The sequence below is a fragment of the Aneurinibacillus migulanus genome, assembly GCF_001274715.1.
Lineage (GTDB): Bacteria > Bacillota > Bacilli > Aneurinibacillales > Aneurinibacillaceae > Aneurinibacillus > Aneurinibacillus migulanus.
Window position 1 is genome coordinate 1 of record NZ_LGUG01000004.1, and the last position, 19,314, is coordinate 19,314.

Below are 19,314 nucleotides of genomic sequence, written 5' to 3' on the forward strand. Positions count from 1 at the left end.
AGCTGACGAATACTAATCGGTCGAGGGCTTAACCAAACACATGCGCACGTTCTTCTGATTCAGTTTTCAAGGTGCAATTATCCTTTGATAAGGAGCCATTAGCTCAGTTGGTAGAGCACCTGACTTTTAATCAGGGTGTCACTGGTTCGAGTCCAGTATGGCTCACCATTTTCTTCTAAAATATGCGGATGTGGCGGAATCGGCAGACGCGCTAGATTCAGGTTCTAGTGGTAGCAATACCGTGGGGGTTCAAGTCCCTTCATCCGCATTTTATATTCTGCGGACATAGCTCAGTTGGTAGAGCACGACCTTGCCAAGGTCGGGGTCGCGAGTTCGAGTCTCGTTGTCCGCTCCATTACTATTCATCTGCAAAACGTTGAATCATCTTCTTCGTTCAGATGAAATCAGTTGTACCCGTAAGGGTGCTCCATTACTATTCATCTATACAATGATATATGTGCCCGTAGCTCAATCGGATAGAGTGTCTGACTACGAATCAGAAGGTTGGGAGTTCGAGTCTCTCCGGGCACGCCATGTTTTTCGGGAAGTGGCGCAGCTTGGTAGCGCATCTGGTTTGGGACCAGAGGGTCGCAGGTTCGAATCCTGTCTTCCCGACCATGTTACTATTCATAATTATGGCGGTGTAGCTCAGCTGGCTAGAGCGTACGGTTCATACCCGTGAGGTCGGGGGTTCGATCCCCTCCGCCGCTACCATATCCTTTTATTTTGCACCTTTTTAAGGTACAATTGCTATATAAGTAAAGTTTTGATTTGTTATGCGGAGGGATACCGAAGTGGTCATAACGGGGCGGTCTTGAAAACCGTTAGGGCGCAAGCCCACGGGGGTTCGAATCCCTCTCCCTCCGCCATATATTTTCATTTGTGGCGGCCGTGGCGAAGTGGTTAACGCATCGGATTGTGGCTCCGACACTCGTGGGTTCGATTCCCATCGGTCGCCCCATTATATTATTTATGGAGAAGTACCCAAGTGGCTATAAGGGGCTCCCCTGCTAAGGGAGTAGACGGGTTAAACCGTGCGAGGGTTCGAATCCCTCCTTCTCCGCCATTTGGGCCTATAGCTCAGTTGGTTAGAGCGCACGCCTGATAAGCGTGAGGTCGGCTGTTCGAGTCAGCCTAGGCCCACTCAATCTATATGAAGAAAAGAGACTCCTTGATTTGGAGTCTTTTTTTGTAGTTATCCATAATATGAATACTAAGGCTTATCTTTTCATACAAAAAAAGCAACCTGCATAGTAGCGGATTGCTTTTTTTGATTACGTTAGAGGGCTGGGGCAAATGGTCGCTTGTTTACTTCCGTTTTTACGTATGAATTCTTTTGTAAGGAATACCTCTAGTTCTGAGAATGTCCATCCCAGTGCTTTTGCGAATTGCTCCAATTTTTCTTTTTCTTCTTCCGACATATAAATCTCAATACAGGATTCTGTTGCCATGTTGTACTCATTCCCTTGATGATTAATAATTGCCTTATTATCTTTACACTTTTCTATAGGACATGTAAATACTTTTTATTTGTTTCCAATTATAACCTATCATTTTATAAAAGGAACTGGTATGATGAAAATGTCGAAAATTTTTGTTATTGACAGAATACATTTGCAATGTGAAGGAGGACAAAGCTGGATGGCAGATACACAGACAGCGGAATACCGTAATATTGTATACGAAGTTGATTCCTCGGTTGCCTACGTAACAATGAACCGGCCAAATAAACGAAATGCTCTTTCTCTGGAGCATATGCAGGAACTAATCCATTGTTTCGAAAGCATTGCACAAAGCAAAGAAATCTCAGTTGTTATTCTAAAAGGAAGCGGTCCGGCTTTTTGTGCAGGTCATGACTTAGGGGAGATGGTAGATCAAGACCCTGTCTTCTACCGCAATCTATTTGATGTATGCACAAAAATGATGGAGACCATCCAATCCATCCCGCAACCGGTTATTGCCCAGGTTCATGGTATTGCCACAGCAGCGGGATGTCAACTGGTGGCTACTTGTGATTTAGCTGTTGCAACGGATGACGCTCGCTTTGCGACGCCTGGCGTAAAAATCGGGTTGTTCTGTTCCACTCCTATGGTAGCGCTTTCCCGTGCAGTAGGGCGTAAGAAAGCAATGGAGATGCTACTGACAGGTGAAATGCTTTCTTCGGAAGATGCCGTCATGGCAGGCTTGATTAACAAAGCTGTACCGGCAGACCAATTGGAGGAAGCAACGAAGGCTTTAGCATCAAAAATCGCTCAGGCCAGTCCGTTTACTGTAGGAATCGGCAAACAAGCTTTCTATAAGCAATTAGATATGTCGCAATCTCTGGCCTATTCCTACGCTAAAGAGGTCATGAGCCTCAATGCTACTGCAGCCGATGCGAAGGAAGGTATCTGTGCATTTCTTGAAAAACGTCCGCCGAACTGGAAAGGCTGTTAAGATAGTAATGAATACAACAAGAAAGGATGGGGCGATATGAAAAACGAATTTGTCATGAAACAGTTTGCTATTGCCAGAAGCCGTCTGTTGAGCGCTTTAGAGAACGTAACAGAGGAAGCGGCCAGCCAAAAGCCGGAAGGATTCAACAATAATATCCACTGGCATGCGGGACACATCCTTCTTGTAACAGAGAAATTTTTCTTTAAGGCTCCTACTGGAGCAAGCGAACTTCCTGAGTTGTACGATGAATATTTTGCTAATGGCACGAAGCCGGAGGACTGGAAGAGTATGCCTCCTTCACTGCAGGAAATCATCGAGCTACTTACAAACCAAGAGAAGCGCATAAAGGAAACTGGGATCACTAATCTGGATCGAGAGCTTGATTCTCCACTTAATTTCAAATCTGGACTAAAAATGGGTACGACGGGAGAATTGGCGAATATGGCGATTTACCACGAAGGGGTACATACCGGCTATATTTACGCCATGAAGCGACTCGTCACCAAACAAACAACAAATGCGTAGAAGGATAAGCCAACATGCGTCAACTTACGGAAATCCAAGAAGTCGATACCTTTCTTTCTTCATATAAGATGAGCTTTCTATATATTTCTCAAGAATCCTGCAGTGTATGCCATGCCCTGCTGCCAAAGGTGAAAACAATGCTGGAGGCGTTCCCGCGTCTAGAAAGTGTATATGTTCGTATGGATGATATTCCAGAAGTGGCAGGGAGATTCTCGGTCTTTACTGCTCCAACCTTGCTTCTTTTCGTGGAAGGAAAAGAGATCGTACGTAAGGTACGCTTCGTTGTCATGCAAGAATTGGAAGCCGATATAAGAAAGTATTACGATTTAGTTATATAGATGACAGGTATGATATAAGGCAAGGGCTGATTATACAGCCTTGCCTTATTTATTTCTCTGCATATATTGTATCCGGACAAGGATAAAGAATAAATGAAACAAAAAGGAAGCATATATCGTATAAGTAACCAGAAACCTAATTAGGCTTCTGAAAAACCCTATGGTAAGATAAAAGTATGCCAAAGGAATGATGGGGTGAAGCTCAATGAAAAAATTGCTGACGACCGTATGGCGCATTGTGCTGTCGAGTATTATCGCATGCGGAAGTTTGTTCTTGTTTTTCTTTTTGTTTAGTAAATTGTTTATGCCCGCTTTTTTCGCAAGTATCGTGGTTTTCGCTCTTTCAATGTGGATAAGTGGTCGACGATATGCGACTTCTGAAACGCATGATTTTGACATGGACAAGCAGGACCGTGCGTACGTGAAACAAAACTTGCGGGAAGCCCGCAGAAAACTGAAGAATATCCGCCGCCTGCAATTCCGCATTCGTTCCATCACTATCTGGCAGAAAACATCACATCTATATAAAGTGGCCCGCCGTATTTTTAACATTGTCGAAGAACAGCCATATCGTTTCCATTCTGCACGTACCTTCTTCTCTAGCTACCTTGATTCTACTATTACCATTCTGGAAAAATATACGTTTTTAATATCACAACCTGTACGAAACACTGAAATGATGATGGCGCTAAAAAAGACAGAAGCGATGTTGGATGACATTATCGCTGCGTTGGAAGAAGAGTTGATGCAGGTACTATCGGATGATGTGCTGAATCTGAACGTGGAAATCGAGACGATGAAAAAATCCCTCGATACGCGGCCGCAGCATACGATTACCATACCGAAACAGGAAGAACATAAGGATGAAATCAAACGATAGCAAATAAAATGTGTTAGGAAGAGAGGAGAGACAGCGGATGGAATATTCAACTGAATACCCGGTATCAGCGAACGATGCGAATCCTTCACTTTCATTAGAACAGAAGATGCGGGTAAAAGAATTGGCCCGCTTGATTTCTCCCGCTCATCCGCATACACTCGTGCACTATGGGGCTGACATGCAGGACAAGCTAGCTCGTCTGGCTGATAATATGCTAAATCAGGTGCGCTCCCATCAGGCTGAAGAGCAAATTGGAAATGTCCTACATGCTTTGCTTAGCAAATTACGGGAAATTAATCCAAATGAATTGCTTACACCACAAAGGGGATTTCTTGCCCGCTTATTCGGCGGTTCGCCTGCCAAAGTGAAGCAAAAGCTGCTCGTCCGTTGTCAGAGGACAAACCACGAGATGGAGCGTATGGCGGATACGTTGGAGCGTTTGCGTCATCAAATGCTGCGTGATACTACGATGCTGGATGTATTGTATGCAAAGAATCGGGAGTATTTTAATGAATTAAACGTCTATATTGTAGCAGCCCGCGAGAAATTGGAAGAAGTGCGAGAGTGTATCATTCCTACGCTTAGAGAAAATGTGGAAAAATCCGGGAATGAGCCATTGCAGGTTCAGGAACTGATGGACATGGAGCGGTTTGCCGATCGATTGGAAAAAAAGCTACAAGATTTGTTGATTAGTCAGACTATTGCTTTACAAACCGCACCGCAAATCCGACTGATTCAAGAAAACCATGGAATGTTAATGGAGAAAATCCGTTCCTCTGTTTTGTCCACCATTCCGCTCTGGAAAAGCCAGATGGTTATTCTTCTTTCTTTACTTCGTCAACAGGATGCTCTGATTGTACAAAGACAGACTTCGCAGGCAGTTGGAGAGGCACTTAAGCGCAATACAGAAATGTTACAGAAAAATGCACGGCAAGCGTTTGATGAACAGGATCGGACGATAGCAAAGCTGAATGCGTTTAAAGAAACGCAAGAAGAATTAATGACCGTTCTGGAAGAAACGCTTCATATCCAGCGGGAAGGCAGCGAGAAGCGCCGACAAATCGAACAGGAATTAGAATATATTGAACAAGGAACAGACGATCAACTAAGTCAAGCGAGCCATATTAGATAGTGGAGTTGAGACCGCGTTGAACAAGCTGCCAAGAGATTTCTACAATCGTGATACGCTAAATGTAGCCCGCGATCTACTGGGAAAGTATCTTGCCCATAAGATAGACGGGGTCGTACGTGAAGGGAAAATCGTTGAAGTGGAAGCATATATCGGCCCGGAAGATAAAGGAGCCCATACGTACAATGGCAGACGAACGCCACGTAATGAGGCAATGTATGGCCCGCCGGGTTTTGCGTATGTATATTTAATTTATGGTATGTACAATTGTGTCAATGTCGTAACCAATGAAGCGGAGAAGCCGGAAGCCGTCTTAATTCGTGCGCTTGAGCCGACCTGTGGGGTTGAACAAATGAGTATGGCAAGGTTCGGAAAATCAGAATTGCTTACATCTCGTGAGACGATAAGCCTAACGAATGGACCAGGAAAGCTCTGCCAGGCGCTTGGCATTACCCGTACTCATAATGGATACGACTTATGCGGTGAGACATTATACATCACGGAGTCGTCAAAACCAGATGAACCTTTTGAAACGGTGGAGACAACGCGGATTAATATTGATTACGCAGAGGAAGCAGCGCTGTACCCATGGCGCTTTTATATAAAGGATAATCCTTTCGTGTCCCGTAAATAGCGGGACTATTGTTTGTGATAAGCTATCATAAGCGATAGCTTTTTCATTTTTTGGAGGAGAACGTACATGTTAGATATTGCCTTACTGGGCTGCGGCGGGACGATGCCGCTCCCGAAGCGCTGGCTTACAGCCATGCTTGCGTCATACAACGGCAAGATGGTGTTGATTGACTGTGGAGAAGGAACGCAAGTAACAATGAAGATGTTGGGCTGGGGTTTTAAATCAATTGAGGCCATTTGCTTCACGCATTATCATGCCGATCATGTGGCGGGCTTACCGGGACTTTTATTCGCCATTGCGAATGCCGGCAGGACAGAACCATTACTCTTGGTAGGCCCGCCTGGATTAGCTGAGGTTGTACGAGGAATGACAGTTATTGCACCGTATCTTCCCTATGAGCTTCATTTGGCGGAGATTTCCGATGAAAAGGCTGGAGAATATCGAATTGCGAATTTTATTGTGCGAACGCTTCCGGTATATCATACGGTTCCGTGTGTCGGTTATACGTTGGAAATCGAGCGAAGTCGCAAGTTCGATCCCGCAAAAGCGGCCGAATTGGGCATTCCTGTACCTTTCTGGGGACGCCTTCAGAAAGAAGAAACAATTATATACGAAGATCGGACGTTTACACCGGATATGGTACTTGGAACGCCGCGCAGAGGCTTGAAAGTCGCATATTGTACTGACACGCGACCGATAGATGGACTTGCCGATTTTATTCAGGGAGCTGACCTGTTCATTGGCGAAGGCATGTATGGAGATGCCGAGAGCCTTCCGAAAGCCGAGGAACATAGGCATATGCTGTTTGAAGAGGCAGCAGCCTTGGCTCAAAAGGGCGGCGTGAAAGAGCTATGGTTGACTCACTATAGTCCTTCCTTGCATGAGCCAGAAGAATATATCGAGGCTGCTCTCCGAATTTTTCCGGGGACGAAGCTGGGCCATGACCGCATGACGACAACGCTCGTTTTTGATAAAGAGTAATTTCCTGTGCAAAGCGTGACGGTTGTCACTGAACATATAGGCTCTGAATCGTATGATAAAGGCAGCAAGAGAATACGATCTGGAGGGAAGCAACATGAAAGTAGCGGAGCTAAAAAGCGTATTGGGCCAACAGGATATTGGTAAAATGAATGTACTTGAATTTGCAAAAGGGGCCGTTATCAACCTACAATTGAAGGCTGGGCAAAGCATCGGCCGCCATCATACGCCGAGTGACGCAATCGTGCATGTAGTGTCTGGCCGGGTACGATTTGGTATTGGAGAAGAGACAGTAGAATTAACGCGAGATGTCGTTCTACACATGAATCCGAAGGAAGAGCACGAGCTGGAAGCAGTAGAGGATACAAGTTTGTTAGTCATTAAGATAGGTGACGATACGACATGCGGCAAGGAGAAGTTCTTATCGAGACCTAAGTCATAAAGAATAAAGGGGGCTGTCCTAAAAGTCGATTTTCGATTTTGACAGCCCCACTTTTCGGATGATATAACACGAAAAGCAAGCATCCCGGTCCACTTTTGATAGTGAAACGGGATGTTTTTTCGTACGCTTTTGGGATTCAGTTATTTGGAGTTACCCTTTTAGGACAGCCCCTTTTACTTATTATTGCACCAACGATTCCCGTTAACATAATATAGAAGCATCTTTCCAGTCATGCGCAACATCATCCAGACCAGCATAGAACAAAAGCTTCTTTCTTTAAAATGGTTGGCAATAGCTGAAACAAGCTGTTTTTCCACATCTAATTCCCTACATAAGTTAGTTCAAGCTTGTGCTTATTGCTTCCTTAATGCCTGAATCCGTTTGCGAATCTCTTCCCCCTCTGTCACTCTAAGTGTAATCAAAACACACGCACAGTGTTCAACTTCTCTAGGGGGCTAAAGAGCAAGCATAGTCTCCATATCTTCCTGAGCAGTACCGATGAGTTTCAGACCGAAGGCTTCCTGAAGTACATTCAATACACCCGGTGTGATAAATTCCGGTGGTTTCGGACCGATGCGTATATCCTGAATTCCTAGACTGAACAATCCGAGCAGGATGGCTACCGCCTTTTGCTCAAACCAAGATAGAACGATGCTGACAGGCAGCTCATTGATTTCGCAGCCAAATGCATCGGCCAGTGCCATGGCGATTTTCACTGTGGAACCTGAGTTATTGCATTGGCCAAGATCGATGTAGCGTGGAATGTTCGTGCCGGGAACGGTACCATAGTCCACATCATTGAAGCGAAACTTACCACAAGATGTTGTTAGAATGACCGCTTCCGGCGGCAAGGATGTAGCGAGTTCGCGATAGTATTCCCCGCCTTTACCCGGTGCATCGCATCCTGCGATAACGAAGAAGCGTTTGATTTTTCCCGCTTTGACTGCGTCGATAATCTCTGGCGCGATGCCTAGCACTGTCTCGTGGTGGAAGCCTGTCAGTAAGGTCTGATCAGACTCAATATTGGCTTCTGGAAGCTCTAGCGCCCGTTCGATAATCGGTGTAAAATCGTCATGCAGAATTTTTGTTACGCCTTCCAATCCAGCCACCTCATAAGAGAAGAAACGATCCGCATATGTTCCTTTAATTGGCATTACACAGTTGGTCGTAGCCAGGATAGCGCCTGGGAAGTCTTCAAAGAGACGCCGTTGATCGAACCATGCTTTACCTATGTTACCTTTCAGATGTGGATATTTCTTAAGCTCCGGATACCCGTGGGCAGGTAGCATTTCGGAATGGGTATAAATATTGATGCCTTTACCTTCTGTTTGCTTCAACAACTGCTCCAGAGCAAAGAGGTTATGTCCGGTAACGACAATGCACTTGCCTTCGATTTTATTTTGTGATACGCGAATTGGTTGCGGAATACCAAGGTGGTCCGTATGGGCACGATCCAGCATATCCATGACACGTACGGTTGCCTGGCCGACTTTCATCGCCATATTAATATGTTCTTGCATATTGAAATTAGAGTTGGTTAGTGTAAGGTACAGCGCTTCGTGTGTCGTAGCATCCACGAACGGATCGGAATAGCCGAGCTGACGCGCGTGCGTCGCATAGGCTGCAATTCCTTTTAAACCGAAAATGATAGTATCCTGTAAGCTTGCGATGTCCTCGTTCTTTCCACATACCCCGATAACTTTACATCCCCCGTTTGGCGTTTGTTCACATTGATAACAGAACATCTGTCATGCCTCCCCCTGACTTTGTTTCATCCTGGCTTGCTGGATGAACTTGATAATGTAACTATACAGCGGTCAAAGGGAAATAAATGTGATACTTATCACACATAAAGCAAAGTCATAGAACGTTCAAATATGAGCAGCAGCATCTGTATACATTGGGCCCATGTCTTCATTTGACATAGCTATATACCCGGGTGATAATGGCATCGTAATGATAAAGTAGATATATATTTAGGCTCAATATCAAAGAATGTGCTTGACCGTTTGAAAAGAAGAAAAAATGTGGTGGGGGATAGGAGAAGGGATGGGCATGTCACTTGGTTACGCTGCGCAGGGAAGGATAACTGACCGCTTCAGGAGACAAGCAAGCTCGCCCACAAAAGGGCAAAGAAGCTGTATCTTCGAAGAGTTGTAGGCAAATGCATGCTTGCTTGTCTCCTTCCGCTGGGAGATCGCGTAAAAGCGTTTCATTGCCCATCCCTTCTTTCATCCCACCAAACTTTGTATGTGTATACCAGTCAAGCACAGGGTTTGATGTAGACCCTATATATTTGGTTGAGCTTATAAAATAATGAGGTGAAAAGATGAGAGAAAAAAAGTATAGCTATGGAATTATTTTCGACATGGATAACACGTTGCTCCAGTCTGCCATCGATTTCACAAAAATGAAACGCTCAGTGTTTGAATTACTGGTAGATGATGGCTTATGTGCACCGAATTTAGATTGGCACAGCCATACCGCCTCCCAGTTGATCGAGATGGCACGGCAGTCCGGTAAACTGAAACAGGAAACGGAGGCGCGCATTTGGGATGCGGTAACCGAGTGCGAGAAACAAGGAATGCATGGAGCACAGTTGGAACCGTACGTACCGGAAGTACTGGCGGAATTATGCGAGGATTGCCATCTTGTCGTCTTAACCAATAATGCTTGCATAGCAGCACAGGAAGCATTAAAAGAGACAGGCATCGGTCATTATTTTGACCATATTGTCGGCCGAGAGCAGATGACGGCCCTTAAACCTTCGGCTTCTGGTGTATACTATGTCTTGGATCACTATCCAGATGTACCAGCAGAGAATTGGATGTTTGTAGGTGATTCGTGGATTGATGGCAAGGCGGCCAAAGAAGGGAACATTGCATTTATCGCCTATAAGGGCAATCGTAATCAAATGGAAAAGAACGAGGTTTATCCTGTCGCCCATATTGAAGATATGCGAGAACTAATGGATTCTTTGATGTGGAGGAAGGAACAAGTGTAAGGAACCAACCATCGTCGGTTCATAGGAGGAGGACAGCATGAGAGCACCGGAATTTCCCAAGGATGTACAATGGTTAAATACGGAGCGTCCGCTTTCTTTATCCATGCTGAAGGGGCATGTTGTACTGTTGGATTTCTGGACGTATTGCTGCATTAATTGCTTGCATGTACTCCCAGATCTCTCCTGGCTAGAGGAAAAGCACCACGATGAGCCGTTTGTTGTCATCGGCGTACATACAGCCAAGTTTGATAACGAGAAAGATGCAGATAATATTAGGCACGCCATTCAGCGGTACGAGATTGGTCATCCTGTAGTTGTTGACAACCACCGCCGAATATGGGAGTCATATACAGTGAAGGCGTGGCCTTCTTTTGTAGTTATTGATCCAGATGGTCGTATTATTGGCATGACATCAGGTGAAGGGAAGCGAGACATACTGGATGATTGGGTTAAACAAGGGCTTACGGAGGGAAGGCGAAGAGGTTCAATCGCCAAGGAAAAAATCGACATACATGTCTCTACGCAGCCCAAGCATGACCTCTCGTTTCCAGGGAAGCTAGCATACAATCCGGAAAATGGACGATTATTCATCAGCGATACGAATCATCATCGAATTCTGGAAATAGAGAAAACCGGAAGAGCGAGTGCATCTATTACACGTATCATCGGTTCGGGAAAAGCTGGGAGAGAGGATGGAAGCTTCAGCACCTCTTCATTCTTTCGCCCGCAAGGATTGGCGTATCGCGCGGAAAAGTTATATGTATGTGATACGGATAATCATCTGATTCGAGAAGTGAATCTGACTACGGAGACAGTATGTACGCTTGGTGGCACCGGTGAACAAGGCTGGTATGGCGAAAAGGGAGGTCCGGCGTTAGAGACACGGCTGAACTCGCCTTGGGACGTCGTAGCACAAGATGATGGGCTTTATATCGCAATGGCAGGGCCCCATCAGCTCTGGCGCTTTGATTATTCGACCGGAGTAGTTGATGTATTCGCCGGTAGCGGCCAGGAGAACATCTGGGACGGAGTGGCTGACGAAGCGCTTCTTGCCCAGCCAAGTGGTATTGATGCAGATGAGGAGTGGCTGTATTTTGCGGATAGCGAAACGTCTGCACTTCGTAAAGCAAGACGTAAGGATGGAAATGTAGTAACACTTGTAGGAAGCGGCCTGTTTGATTTCGGGCTGCAGGACGGGCCGTTTTTCGTGGCACAGCTCCAACATCCACTGGGGGTAGCGTACCATGGGAGGAAGGTGTATGTAGCCGATACGTACAATCATGCGATTCGTGTTGCCTATTTGGAAGAAGGGTATATGGAGACACTCATAGGGCGTCCTAAGAAAACTACTTGTACGATAGAGGGAGAAGAATGTAGTGCCTTACCGTTGAACGAGCCGAATGATGTGTTGGTTGTCGGAAGCACGCTCTATGTGGCTGATACGAACAATCATCTGATTCGATTGGTAGATTTACGGACGAAAGAATTGCATACGCTTTATATTGAATAGAGTCAAGGAGTAGAGCAGGGGTATTGCCTGCTCTGCTTTTTTATGTGGCCTCTGTTTTGGAAATGTTGCCGCAAGTGGCTTTGACGGCTGTAAGTAAGTCCTGTGGATTCAGGATAATCTGACAGCCACGAACACCGGCACTAATGGAGATAGTATCATGCTGAAGAGCCGCTTCTTCGAGGAAGATAGGATATTTCTTTTTTAGACCGAGTGGAGACACACCGCCCCGGATATAGCCGGTGAGAGGCTGGACTTCCTTCAATGGGACGACTTCTGCTTTTTTATTGCCGCTAACGGTAGCAAGAGCCTTCAGGTCTAATTCTTTATCGCCTGGGATGCACGCGAGCATAACACCGGTTTTATCACCGCGAGCTACCAGCGTTTTATACACCTGTTTGAGCGGAACACCGATTTTTGCTGCTACTGCCCCTGCAGACAGATCTGACTCATCTACTGTATATTCACCCAGTTCATACGAAATTTTCATCTGATCGAGTTGCCGTGCCGCATTCGTTTTTTGTGCCATTATCTTTCTTTCCTTTCTATATTTATATCTGTAATTGTATGAGCTTATTATTAAGTTCTTGTGCCTGAAATATGGCAGCTGTATCAGAAAGAACATCCCCCGGTTTATTTCCTTCTCCGATGATATAACCCGCGAATGGTATACCAACAAAGTCGAAAATGTAGGCGAATTATTGGATAAGAGGTAGCCCTTTAAGTTTCGGGTTGTCTCCTCCTGCCATAACTACGTATGCTTGCTTTCGACTTAGGACGTCTTTGAAGTCATAAGCAGGCAGGCGCAGGCTCTGTGACCAGCGATCAATGAAGTTTTTCATAATATCGCTCATGCCGTACAGTATGCATATGCTCATCGTTTCCCTCTAGCATTTTCGTTTTTAATTCAAGGGTGTTGACTATCCAGTACGATTCAGAGTGAATAGCAGCCATACCGTGTCCCATCAACAGGTGTATTTTTAATTTTATTGTAACAGAATCCCCTCCGGTTGAACCACTTGTGGCGTGTTTTGTAAAGCATCTCAAAAAAGGAGGAAGTGGGGAATTTTTTGAGATTATCTTTGGATTTTACAGGGAAATTATACGCTGGAAAATACACTCTTAATGCATAAAAATTCGCACATACAGAAGCCGTAATTTCCAGTTTTTTAAGTCGCTGGATATGAATATGCATTAGGAGGTGAAATAAAAACAACGCCTGTTATAGTGAATCGTTCGAGTTAGGATGATAACAGAAGTGTGCAAATGAAAGAAGGGATGTGTGATTAAGATGTTTGTGTATAAAGTAAAAGTGTGTTCGGAAAGCATGATGTTTCGTGAATAGCCAAGGTTGCAATCAATGGTAGAATAGAACATAGAATGAGACTATGCGAAAAGGGAGATTAGCAGTGTACAGAAAAGGAGAGATTCATTTTTCCGAAGATACGCCGTTTGGCGTTCGAGACGGCCTTATTCTGGAGCATTACGGAGTCAATGAGCTGCATTTCGATTCCGTAAAGAGCTACCGGAACCGCTTCATGGCGGTAAAGCCAAATCACCCCTGGAACGGACTTGAGACGAAAGAATTCCTGTATAAAATCGGCGCCTGGGGCAAACTGCGTGATAGCGGTAGGGAAGGGCTAACGCTTGCTGGTCTGCTCATGTTCAGCGAAGAAAGGGTCATTACTGAGGTGCTGCCTCATTATTTTCTTGAATACCGTGATGACACTCATACATTTGGTGATGAACGGTGGTCCGACCGTGTAACATCGCAGGATGGAACATGGACTGGAAATCTGCATGACTTTTACTTTATGGTTATGCCGCGTTTGACCTCAGGCTTACAAGTTCCATTCCAGCTGCAGGGAACGGTACGACACGATGAGACGGCTGTACATACTGCGTTGCGCGAAGCGCTGGTAAATGCGATTGTACACGCGGATTACGAGGGAGAGCGCGGGATTGTAGTAGAGCGGGAGAGGACAAGCTTTGCGTTTTCAAATCCGGGGCTGTTGCGTGTACCGATATCTCAGGCACTTGAAGGCGGAGTTAGCGATTTGCGTAATCCAAACCTGTGTAAGATGTTTTTGCTTATCGGCCTTGGTGAACGAGCAGGCTCAGGACTTTTCAATATTCGACAAACTTGGCGAGATAGAGAGTGGGAAATTCCACAATTTTTGCAGCAGGAGACACCTGCCCGTACTACCTTTATTCTACGAATGATATCGGTTGATACCCAAGAGAATGAAGAGAAATTCCGAACAATAGGGGACTCCTATAATAAAAAACATGGGTCCGTAAATAAAGAAAGTGACTCCGATAATATCGATTTTAAGTCCTTAAATAACGTTCTAAGCTCCTTTAATAAAGAAAATAAGTCCTTAAATAATGAATTTATCTCCTATAATAAAGAAGACAACTCCGGTAATAAAAAGGGGAACTTCTATAATAATGAAATGAAGTCCTTAAATAATGTTGATCTCGCTGATTCTACAGATGGGGAAACGGATCTGGAAGAGAAGGAGGGATTAGAAGGTGGAGAGGGGACTGAAGAAGAGTTATGGAAGATTTCTGAATTGGCACGGAAGCGTAAACGGCTGAGCCCGAAAGTAATGGAAGAGATTATTGTTCGGTTATGTGTACATAGGCCATTGCGATTAAAGGAATTGGCAGACATGCTGGAGAGAACGCCAGATGGTTTGCGAAACAACTATTTAGCGAAGCTGTTACGTGAGGGTCGTATTCGTCTTAAATACCCGGATCAGGTGAATCACCCGAAACAAGCATATATAACAGTTAGATAAAACCTTCACATATCTTAGCATGCCCTGTTGATCATCCATTTGAGAGTCCTTTGTGGAATGTTCTTTTTACCCCGGTCAACGGGCAGCAAGACCCTATTTCAAGTGCACTACGTGGGGACTAGCTGCCTCTAAGGCACCGATATGTGTAACTAACTATTAGTGAGGGAGAAGAAAAGCCTCGCTGATAGAAGCTTTACTTTATAGAAAAGGGGAAACGTATCGTTAATATAGTGTATGACAGAAAAGGTATTACTTGGAGCGGAATGCCATGGTCCGGCTGCGCTTATCTGGACGCATCGCCCAGATGGGAAAAGTATTCTAGCAGGAAAAGATGTCACCGGTTATCCAGATGTACACGAGCCAGAGGAAATAAAAGAATACTTGCCGTTTAGCCTGGAGCAGGAATTGAGCGGCATCGCAAATTACATTGGTAACCTATATAAATTATACTTGATATTTTGACAGGGTAGCGTGGTTGGAAGGAGGAGATTTGGAAAAAAGAAGAGGTTGGATGCGCCTTGCGCTCCGGCAGAAGAAAGGCCAGCGAGTCTTTTTCCGACCGCTCCCGCCCACCGCCCTTCATTCTTGTCCTGCCTCTCACCACAAGAGTTTGTCGATTTATCAAATCAGATGTATATAGAAGAGAAAGCATTCATTGTCTGGACGGATGAAAAAATTGGAATCAGTCGTGATCCGATGTCTTCAGAAGCGATGGGAAAAGAGCTTGTAAAAGCGCTAAGAGGATGCAACAGCATAAGTTTCCTGGGAAATAGAATAGGCTAACATGGTAATTTTCAAAACGCAGACAGGGCGGGTAAGCCCTGTCTTTTTTAGTTTTCGCTATGTCTGCTTTCTTCAGGGAGCTTTCCAGAAGGACAATATATGCCGACTTGGTGAACACTTCCGTTTGGATGTTGAGTATACTCGTATTTCCAATCAGGTTCATTGCTAAATGTGACGATGATAGAAGCATCATTCGGCTCGTTGTGCTTCTCTATTTTCCAGGTTTCCTGAGGATATTTTTGCTGTAGATAAATGGAAACCTCTTGTTCCACTTTTGTTATGTCAATCTTTTTTACATATCGATTGAGATTCAAGGTAATGGCTGCGCCAATACAAAAAACAAGCAGACAGAGGAGTAGAAGAGAAAGTTTTTTTGGTACGCCAGAAGAGAATAAACGGTACACCCATTGGATGAGTAAACCGCAAATCGCACTGGCTACTACCACTGCAACAACTGCGCTGAATGAAAGGGTAGCCTGAGGTGAAAGGTTGATAATGCCCCAAGCCAATGAAAAAAGAAAAGCGATGGCACCTGGGCTCCTTGTTCTTTTCATGTTTCATCCCTCCCTTGTCTCCATATTTTATCATTATATATTGTATTTTTTGGAAGATAAGTTAAGAAAGAATGAACCGATATCCTTTGTTTTCATTTTTTATCCGTAAAAAAGAACAGACACGTGTGTTTATGCCTGTTCTTTGCTGCAAACAAATTAAGATGAAAATGGGCTTATCGCTTCCTGCAACCGTTGATATTTGCTTTTTTGATTGACTGTAAAAGAATATCCCAGCGAGGAGATCGCGTCCATCACATGTTGACAAGCGGCTTCATTTTCCATGCCTTCGATTTCGAGCTCGTACTCGATATGGTCCTCAGGAAACGATGTGCGATCCAACTCGCATGTATATCCTTCGATGAGATTCAGTTCTCGTCGCTCGTTGCGGAGCGTGCCACGTATGATGAGAGTGGAAGGCGATACCAATCGGCGGATAGCGTCTTGCCCTTCTTTCGGCAGCAGGTTTACCAGTATTTCCGGATTGTTACGCCCCGCTTCAAAAACATTGGCTGGGATTTCTTGTTCTAATTCAATAGAAGATACAGCTGCTGATTCGCTTTTTTGCTTTATTTTTGCGCACAGTACCCATGCTCCATTTTCCTCCCGCACTCGCAGCATGACCCCGTTTTTGCCCATATAAAAATCGGGCATGTCAAAGTAATAATTGGTTTGCTGCAGTACAGGCGCATCCGGATCGGCATAAGTCAGCAACGAATCGTATGTTTCTTTTGTTACAAGCAATTTCAATTCCTGTTCTTTTTTTGGCATACCCATTCTCCTTTTTCCAATGCTGTTTCACATAATAGTGAACCAGAAGAGAAAAAGCAATGGCTATACAGCAATAACGGACTCTAATCAGGAGTTAGTCGCCGTTTTTCCCTGTTTTTTTCGTCTGCCTGCAAGCAGAACCCCTGCGATAAGTATGAGGGTAAAGCCCCATTTCAATACTGGGTTGGCATCGAAGTAGCTGGCGATAAACGGCTCGTCGATGATCATTTTTGCTGCGGTCCATGCGATGACGCCGGACCCAACATATATAAGTGAAGGAAAACGTTCAATCCAGCCGATAATGAGCGTACTTCCCCAGACGACAACAGGTACGCTAATCAGCAAGCCGAGTACTACCAGAAGAAAACTTCCGTGTGCCGCACCAGCTACAGCTAGAACGTTATCCAGGCCCATTACTGCGTCGGCAATAACAATGGTACGAATCGCGGCCCACAGACCTTCTTCCGCCTTAATATGATCATGGTTCTTCTCTTCAACTAATAGCTTATAGGCAATCCAGATAAGCAGTAGTCCGCCGACTAACAACAAGCCAGGAATATTTAACAACCAGACCACAATCAGCGTAGCGAAAATACGGATGAGAATGGCTCCGACCGTTCCCCAGATGATGACCTTCTTTTGTTGCTCCTTCGGCAGGCGCCTTGCGGCTAGGCCGATAACGATCGCGTTATCACCCGCAAGCACCAAATCGATTACCAGGATAGCGAGCAGCGCTGAGAAGAATTCTGCTGAGAAAAACTCCATGGATAATCATCTCCTTTATTTTCGTTATTTTCACCAAAACAAAAGACCTTTACCCACTGGATAAAGGTCTCAAAAATCAAAAAAGACCTTTACCGTAAAATGGCAAAGGTCTTGCTAACAACAATACGTTGCCAACAAAGCCGGAGACAGATGTCTCGGAATGACGACTTTGTTGTATAGCTACTCCCCTTTGGAGGTTCTTCCGTTTTTTTTATCATAAAACAGGCAAGGTATGCGGTCAATAGTTATTTTTCCAATAGGGCGCTTTTATACAGTAACTCGAGAAAGTTATTTTAAATATAAATAAAATTTTGTATATAGGAAATAGACTATCCAATCGTGTCCCTGTACTGTATACTTATGTCTATCTCACGCAAACACATAAATGTGATATATAAAGCAAAAATTCCATTAGCGGGGGTCTATACTGTCCATTGGACGGGGATAAACAAAATTGAAGGGGTAGAGAAAATGAAGAGGCTAGGTCTATTGCCGAAGTTGCTGCTGGCAATTTTATTGGGGATTTGCATCGGAACGGTAAGTCCGAAATTGGTTATCGAGATTACCGCAACATTTAATGGTATCTTTGGCAACTTTCTTGGTTTTGTTATCCCGCTCATCATCATCGGTTTCGTCGCGCCGGGTATTGGTGAGCTTGGGAGAGGTGCGGGTAAGCTGCTGGTGATTACAGCGGGAATCGCTTATGCTTCCACGATTGTTGCGGGATTGATTGCATATATTACGGGCTCTGCGGTTCTGCCTAATATTCTGGAAGTAGGTAGCATGAGCATGAGCGCCAAGAATCCAGAAGAATCGCTAGTAGCTCCGCTATTCAAAGTGGGTATGCCTCCAATAATGGACGTGATGACAGCGCTGTTGTTGGCCTTTACGCTAGGGCTTGGCATCGCTGCGATTAAAGGGGACACACTGAAGAAATTAATGGATGATTTCCAGCAAATCGTAGAAAAGCTGATCACAGGCTTGATTATTCCATTGCTCCCATTACATATTATGGGTATTTTCGCTAATATGACATATGCGGGGCAGGTAGCAACCATTATGTCGGTATTTGCGAAAGTGTTCGTGATGATTATTGTGTTGCATATTGTTATTCTGCTTGTTCAATACTTGCTTGGTGGTGCAGTGGCGGGCGGAAATCCGTTCCGTCTGCTCAAGAATATGATGCCTGCCTACTTTACGGCGATTGGTACGCAGTCTTCAGCAGCTACTATTCCGGTAACGCTGCGTCAAACAAAAAAGAACGGTGTCCAGGAAGGACCCGCTGATTTTGTAGTGCCGCTCTGTGCAACAATACACTTATCAGGCAGTACGATTACGTTAGTAAGCTGTGCAATGGCGGTAATGATGCTAAACGGCATGAACACATCATTTGGTGCATTGTTCCCGTTCATTCTTATGCTGGGTGTAACGATGGTAGCGGCACCGGGTGTACCGGGCGGTGCAGTAATGGCAGCGCTAGGTCTATTAGAGTCGATGCTACATTTCGATCCGACACTGACCTCACTTATGATTGCCCTGTATTTAGCACAAGATAGCTTCGGTACTGCCTGCAATGTAACGGGAGATGGCGCGATTGCGCTAATGGTTAACAAAATTTCTGGGAATAAGTTAACCCCACAGGAATAAAAAAGGCTTAATATCAAAGAATGTGCTTGACTGTTTGAAAAGAAGACAAAATGTGGCGAGGGATAGGAGAATGGATAGGCATGTCACTTGGTTACGCTGCGCAGGGAAGGATAACTGACC

20 protein-coding genes, 10 tRNA genes and 1 pseudogene are annotated in these 19,314 nt (G+C 44.8%); 22 read left to right on the top strand and 9 right to left on the bottom strand.

Features of this window, described 5'->3' with window-relative positions; translation table 11 throughout:
* Positions 1 to 92: 92 nt before the first annotated feature.
* The 10 genes from AF333_RS01615 (at position 93) to AF333_RS01660 (ending at position 1,143) form a co-directional block, all read left to right on the top strand.
* A tRNA-Lys gene (locus AF333_RS01615) sits at positions 93 to 168 on the top strand.
* A 16-nt stretch (positions 169 to 184) separates the two neighbouring features.
* Positions 185 to 268: transfer RNA gene (locus tag AF333_RS01620), tRNA-Leu, on the top strand.
* A gap of 11 nt (positions 269 to 279) precedes the next feature.
* A tRNA-Gly gene (locus AF333_RS01625) sits at positions 280 to 355 on the top strand.
* 102 nt (positions 356 to 457) lie between these two features.
* Positions 458 to 534 (top strand) — tRNA-Arg (locus AF333_RS01630).
* A gap of 7 nt (positions 535 to 541) precedes the next feature.
* Positions 542 to 618, top strand: a tRNA-Pro gene (locus AF333_RS01635).
* A gap of 19 nt (positions 619 to 637) precedes the next feature.
* Positions 638 to 714, top strand: a tRNA-Met gene (locus tag AF333_RS01640).
* Between the two features lie 66 nt (positions 715 to 780).
* Positions 781 to 869, top strand: a tRNA-Ser gene (locus tag AF333_RS01645).
* Between the two features lie 16 nt (positions 870 to 885).
* Positions 886 to 961, top strand: a tRNA-His gene (locus AF333_RS01650).
* A gap of 13 nt (positions 962 to 974) precedes the next feature.
* A tRNA-Ser gene (locus AF333_RS01655) sits at positions 975 to 1,066 on the top strand.
* 3 nt (positions 1,067 to 1,069) lie between these two features.
* A tRNA-Ile gene (locus tag AF333_RS01660) sits at positions 1,070 to 1,143 on the top strand.
* 131 nt (positions 1,144 to 1,274) lie between these two features.
* Here AF333_RS01660 and AF333_RS33350 read toward each other — a convergent pair.
* Positions 1,275 to 1,451, bottom strand: coding sequence for a hypothetical protein (locus AF333_RS33350; protein WP_158502443.1), 177 nt, complete (start codon positions 1,449 to 1,451; stop codon positions 1,275 to 1,277).
* Positions 1,452 to 1,641: 190 nt separating this feature from the next.
* Between AF333_RS33350 and AF333_RS01665 the strand changes: the two genes are divergently transcribed.
* From AF333_RS01665 to AF333_RS01700, 8 genes are all read left to right on the top strand, one after another.
* Positions 1,642 to 2,436, top strand: a complete 795-nt coding sequence (locus AF333_RS01665; protein WP_043066441.1) for an enoyl-CoA hydratase — start codon at positions 1,642 to 1,644, stop codon at positions 2,434 to 2,436.
* A gap of 36 nt (positions 2,437 to 2,472) precedes the next feature.
* Entirely contained in the window at positions 2,473 to 2,961 is a 489-nt protein-coding gene (locus AF333_RS01670) for a DinB family protein (protein WP_043066442.1), read from the top strand.
* Positions 2,962 to 2,975: 14 nt separating this feature from the next.
* Positions 2,976 to 3,299 (top strand): thioredoxin family protein, encoded by a 324-nt coding sequence (locus tag AF333_RS01675; protein ID WP_043066443.1) that lies wholly within the window; start codon positions 2,976 to 2,978, stop codon positions 3,297 to 3,299.
* A gap of 205 nt (positions 3,300 to 3,504) precedes the next feature.
* Positions 3,505 to 4,179 carry a 5-bromo-4-chloroindolyl phosphate hydrolysis family protein gene (locus AF333_RS01680; protein WP_043066444.1) on the top strand — a complete coding sequence of 225 codons (675 nt, stop codon included), beginning with the start codon at positions 3,505 to 3,507 and terminating at the stop codon, positions 4,177 to 4,179.
* A gap of 37 nt (positions 4,180 to 4,216) precedes the next feature.
* Positions 4,217 to 5,311, top strand: coding sequence for a toxic anion resistance protein (locus tag AF333_RS01685; RefSeq protein WP_052812113.1), 1,095 nt, complete (start codon positions 4,217 to 4,219; stop codon positions 5,309 to 5,311).
* A gap of 16 nt (positions 5,312 to 5,327) precedes the next feature.
* Positions 5,328 to 5,942, top strand: coding sequence for a DNA-3-methyladenine glycosylase (locus AF333_RS01690; protein WP_043066445.1), 615 nt, complete (start codon positions 5,328 to 5,330; stop codon positions 5,940 to 5,942).
* Between the two features lie 66 nt (positions 5,943 to 6,008).
* Positions 6,009 to 6,923 (top strand): ribonuclease Z, encoded by a 915-nt coding sequence (locus tag AF333_RS01695; protein WP_043066446.1) that lies wholly within the window; start codon positions 6,009 to 6,011, stop codon positions 6,921 to 6,923.
* Between the two features lie 94 nt (positions 6,924 to 7,017).
* Positions 7,018 to 7,362 carry a cupin domain-containing protein gene (locus AF333_RS01700; protein WP_043066447.1) on the top strand — a complete coding sequence of 115 codons (345 nt, stop codon included), beginning with the start codon at positions 7,018 to 7,020 and terminating at the stop codon, positions 7,360 to 7,362.
* Between the two features lie 455 nt (positions 7,363 to 7,817).
* Here AF333_RS01700 and hcp read toward each other — a convergent pair whose 3' ends face one another.
* Together hcp and AF333_RS34470 are read right to left on the bottom strand one after the other, a co-directional pair.
* Positions 7,818 to 9,107, bottom strand: a complete 1,290-nt coding sequence (gene hcp / locus AF333_RS01705; protein WP_043066448.1) for a hydroxylamine reductase — start codon at positions 9,105 to 9,107, stop codon at positions 7,818 to 7,820.
* A gap of 313 nt (positions 9,108 to 9,420) precedes the next feature.
* Complete coding sequence (locus AF333_RS34470; protein WP_235495932.1) at positions 9,421 to 9,633, bottom strand: hypothetical protein; 213 nt, start codon at positions 9,631 to 9,633, stop codon at positions 9,421 to 9,423.
* Positions 9,634 to 9,691: 58 nt separating this feature from the next.
* Between AF333_RS34470 and AF333_RS01710 the strand changes: the two genes are divergently transcribed.
* Together AF333_RS01710 and AF333_RS01715 are read left to right on the top strand one after the other, a co-directional pair.
* Positions 9,692 to 10,366 carry an HAD family hydrolase gene (locus AF333_RS01710; RefSeq protein WP_235356655.1) on the top strand — a complete coding sequence of 225 codons (675 nt, stop codon included), beginning with the start codon at positions 9,692 to 9,694 and terminating at the stop codon, positions 10,364 to 10,366.
* Positions 10,367 to 10,403: 37 nt separating this feature from the next.
* Positions 10,404 to 11,876 carry a thioredoxin-like domain-containing protein gene (locus tag AF333_RS01715; protein WP_043066449.1) on the top strand — a complete coding sequence of 491 codons (1,473 nt, stop codon included), beginning with the start codon at positions 10,404 to 10,406 and terminating at the stop codon, positions 11,874 to 11,876.
* A gap of 40 nt (positions 11,877 to 11,916) precedes the next feature.
* Here AF333_RS01715 and ybaK read toward each other — a convergent pair whose 3' ends face one another.
* Together ybaK and AF333_RS34475 are read right to left on the bottom strand one after the other, a co-directional pair.
* Positions 11,917 to 12,402: a Cys-tRNA(Pro) deacylase gene (gene ybaK, locus AF333_RS01720; protein WP_043066450.1), complete on the bottom strand. Its 486-nt coding sequence runs from the start codon at positions 12,400 to 12,402 to the stop codon at positions 11,917 to 11,919.
* A 22-nt stretch (positions 12,403 to 12,424) separates the two neighbouring features.
* Positions 12,425 to 12,733 (bottom strand): annotated as a pseudogene (locus AF333_RS34475) (flavodoxin family protein); the annotation flags it as partial.
* Between the two features lie 549 nt (positions 12,734 to 13,282).
* On the opposite strand from AF333_RS34475, the gene AF333_RS01730 reads away from it, so the two are divergent.
* Positions 13,283 to 14,677 (top strand): ATP-binding protein, encoded by a 1,395-nt coding sequence (locus AF333_RS01730; RefSeq protein WP_235356656.1) that lies wholly within the window; start codon positions 13,283 to 13,285, stop codon positions 14,675 to 14,677.
* 388 nt (positions 14,678 to 15,065) lie between these two features.
* Here AF333_RS01730 and AF333_RS34480 read toward each other — a convergent pair whose 3' ends face one another.
* The 4 genes from AF333_RS34480 to AF333_RS01755 form a co-directional block, all read right to left on the bottom strand.
* Complete coding sequence (locus AF333_RS34480) at positions 15,066 to 15,302, bottom strand: hypothetical protein (protein ID WP_235495935.1); 237 nt, start codon at positions 15,300 to 15,302, stop codon at positions 15,066 to 15,068.
* Positions 15,303 to 15,507: 205 nt separating this feature from the next.
* Entirely contained in the window at positions 15,508 to 16,014 is a 507-nt protein-coding gene (locus AF333_RS01745; protein WP_043066452.1) for a hypothetical protein, read from the bottom strand.
* 156 nt (positions 16,015 to 16,170) lie between these two features.
* Entirely contained in the window at positions 16,171 to 16,782 is a 612-nt protein-coding gene (locus AF333_RS01750; protein WP_052812115.1) for a CYTH domain-containing protein, read from the bottom strand.
* Between the two features lie 87 nt (positions 16,783 to 16,869).
* Positions 16,870 to 17,547: a TerC family protein gene (locus AF333_RS01755; protein ID WP_043066453.1), complete on the bottom strand. Its 678-nt coding sequence runs from the start codon at positions 17,545 to 17,547 to the stop codon at positions 16,870 to 16,872.
* Positions 17,548 to 18,018: 471 nt separating this feature from the next.
* Between AF333_RS01755 and AF333_RS01760 the strand changes: the two genes are divergently transcribed.
* Positions 18,019 to 19,194, top strand: a complete 1,176-nt coding sequence (locus tag AF333_RS01760; RefSeq protein WP_043066454.1) for a dicarboxylate/amino acid:cation symporter — start codon at positions 18,019 to 18,021, stop codon at positions 19,192 to 19,194.
* The last annotated feature ends 120 nt before the right edge of the window (positions 19,195 to 19,314 follow it).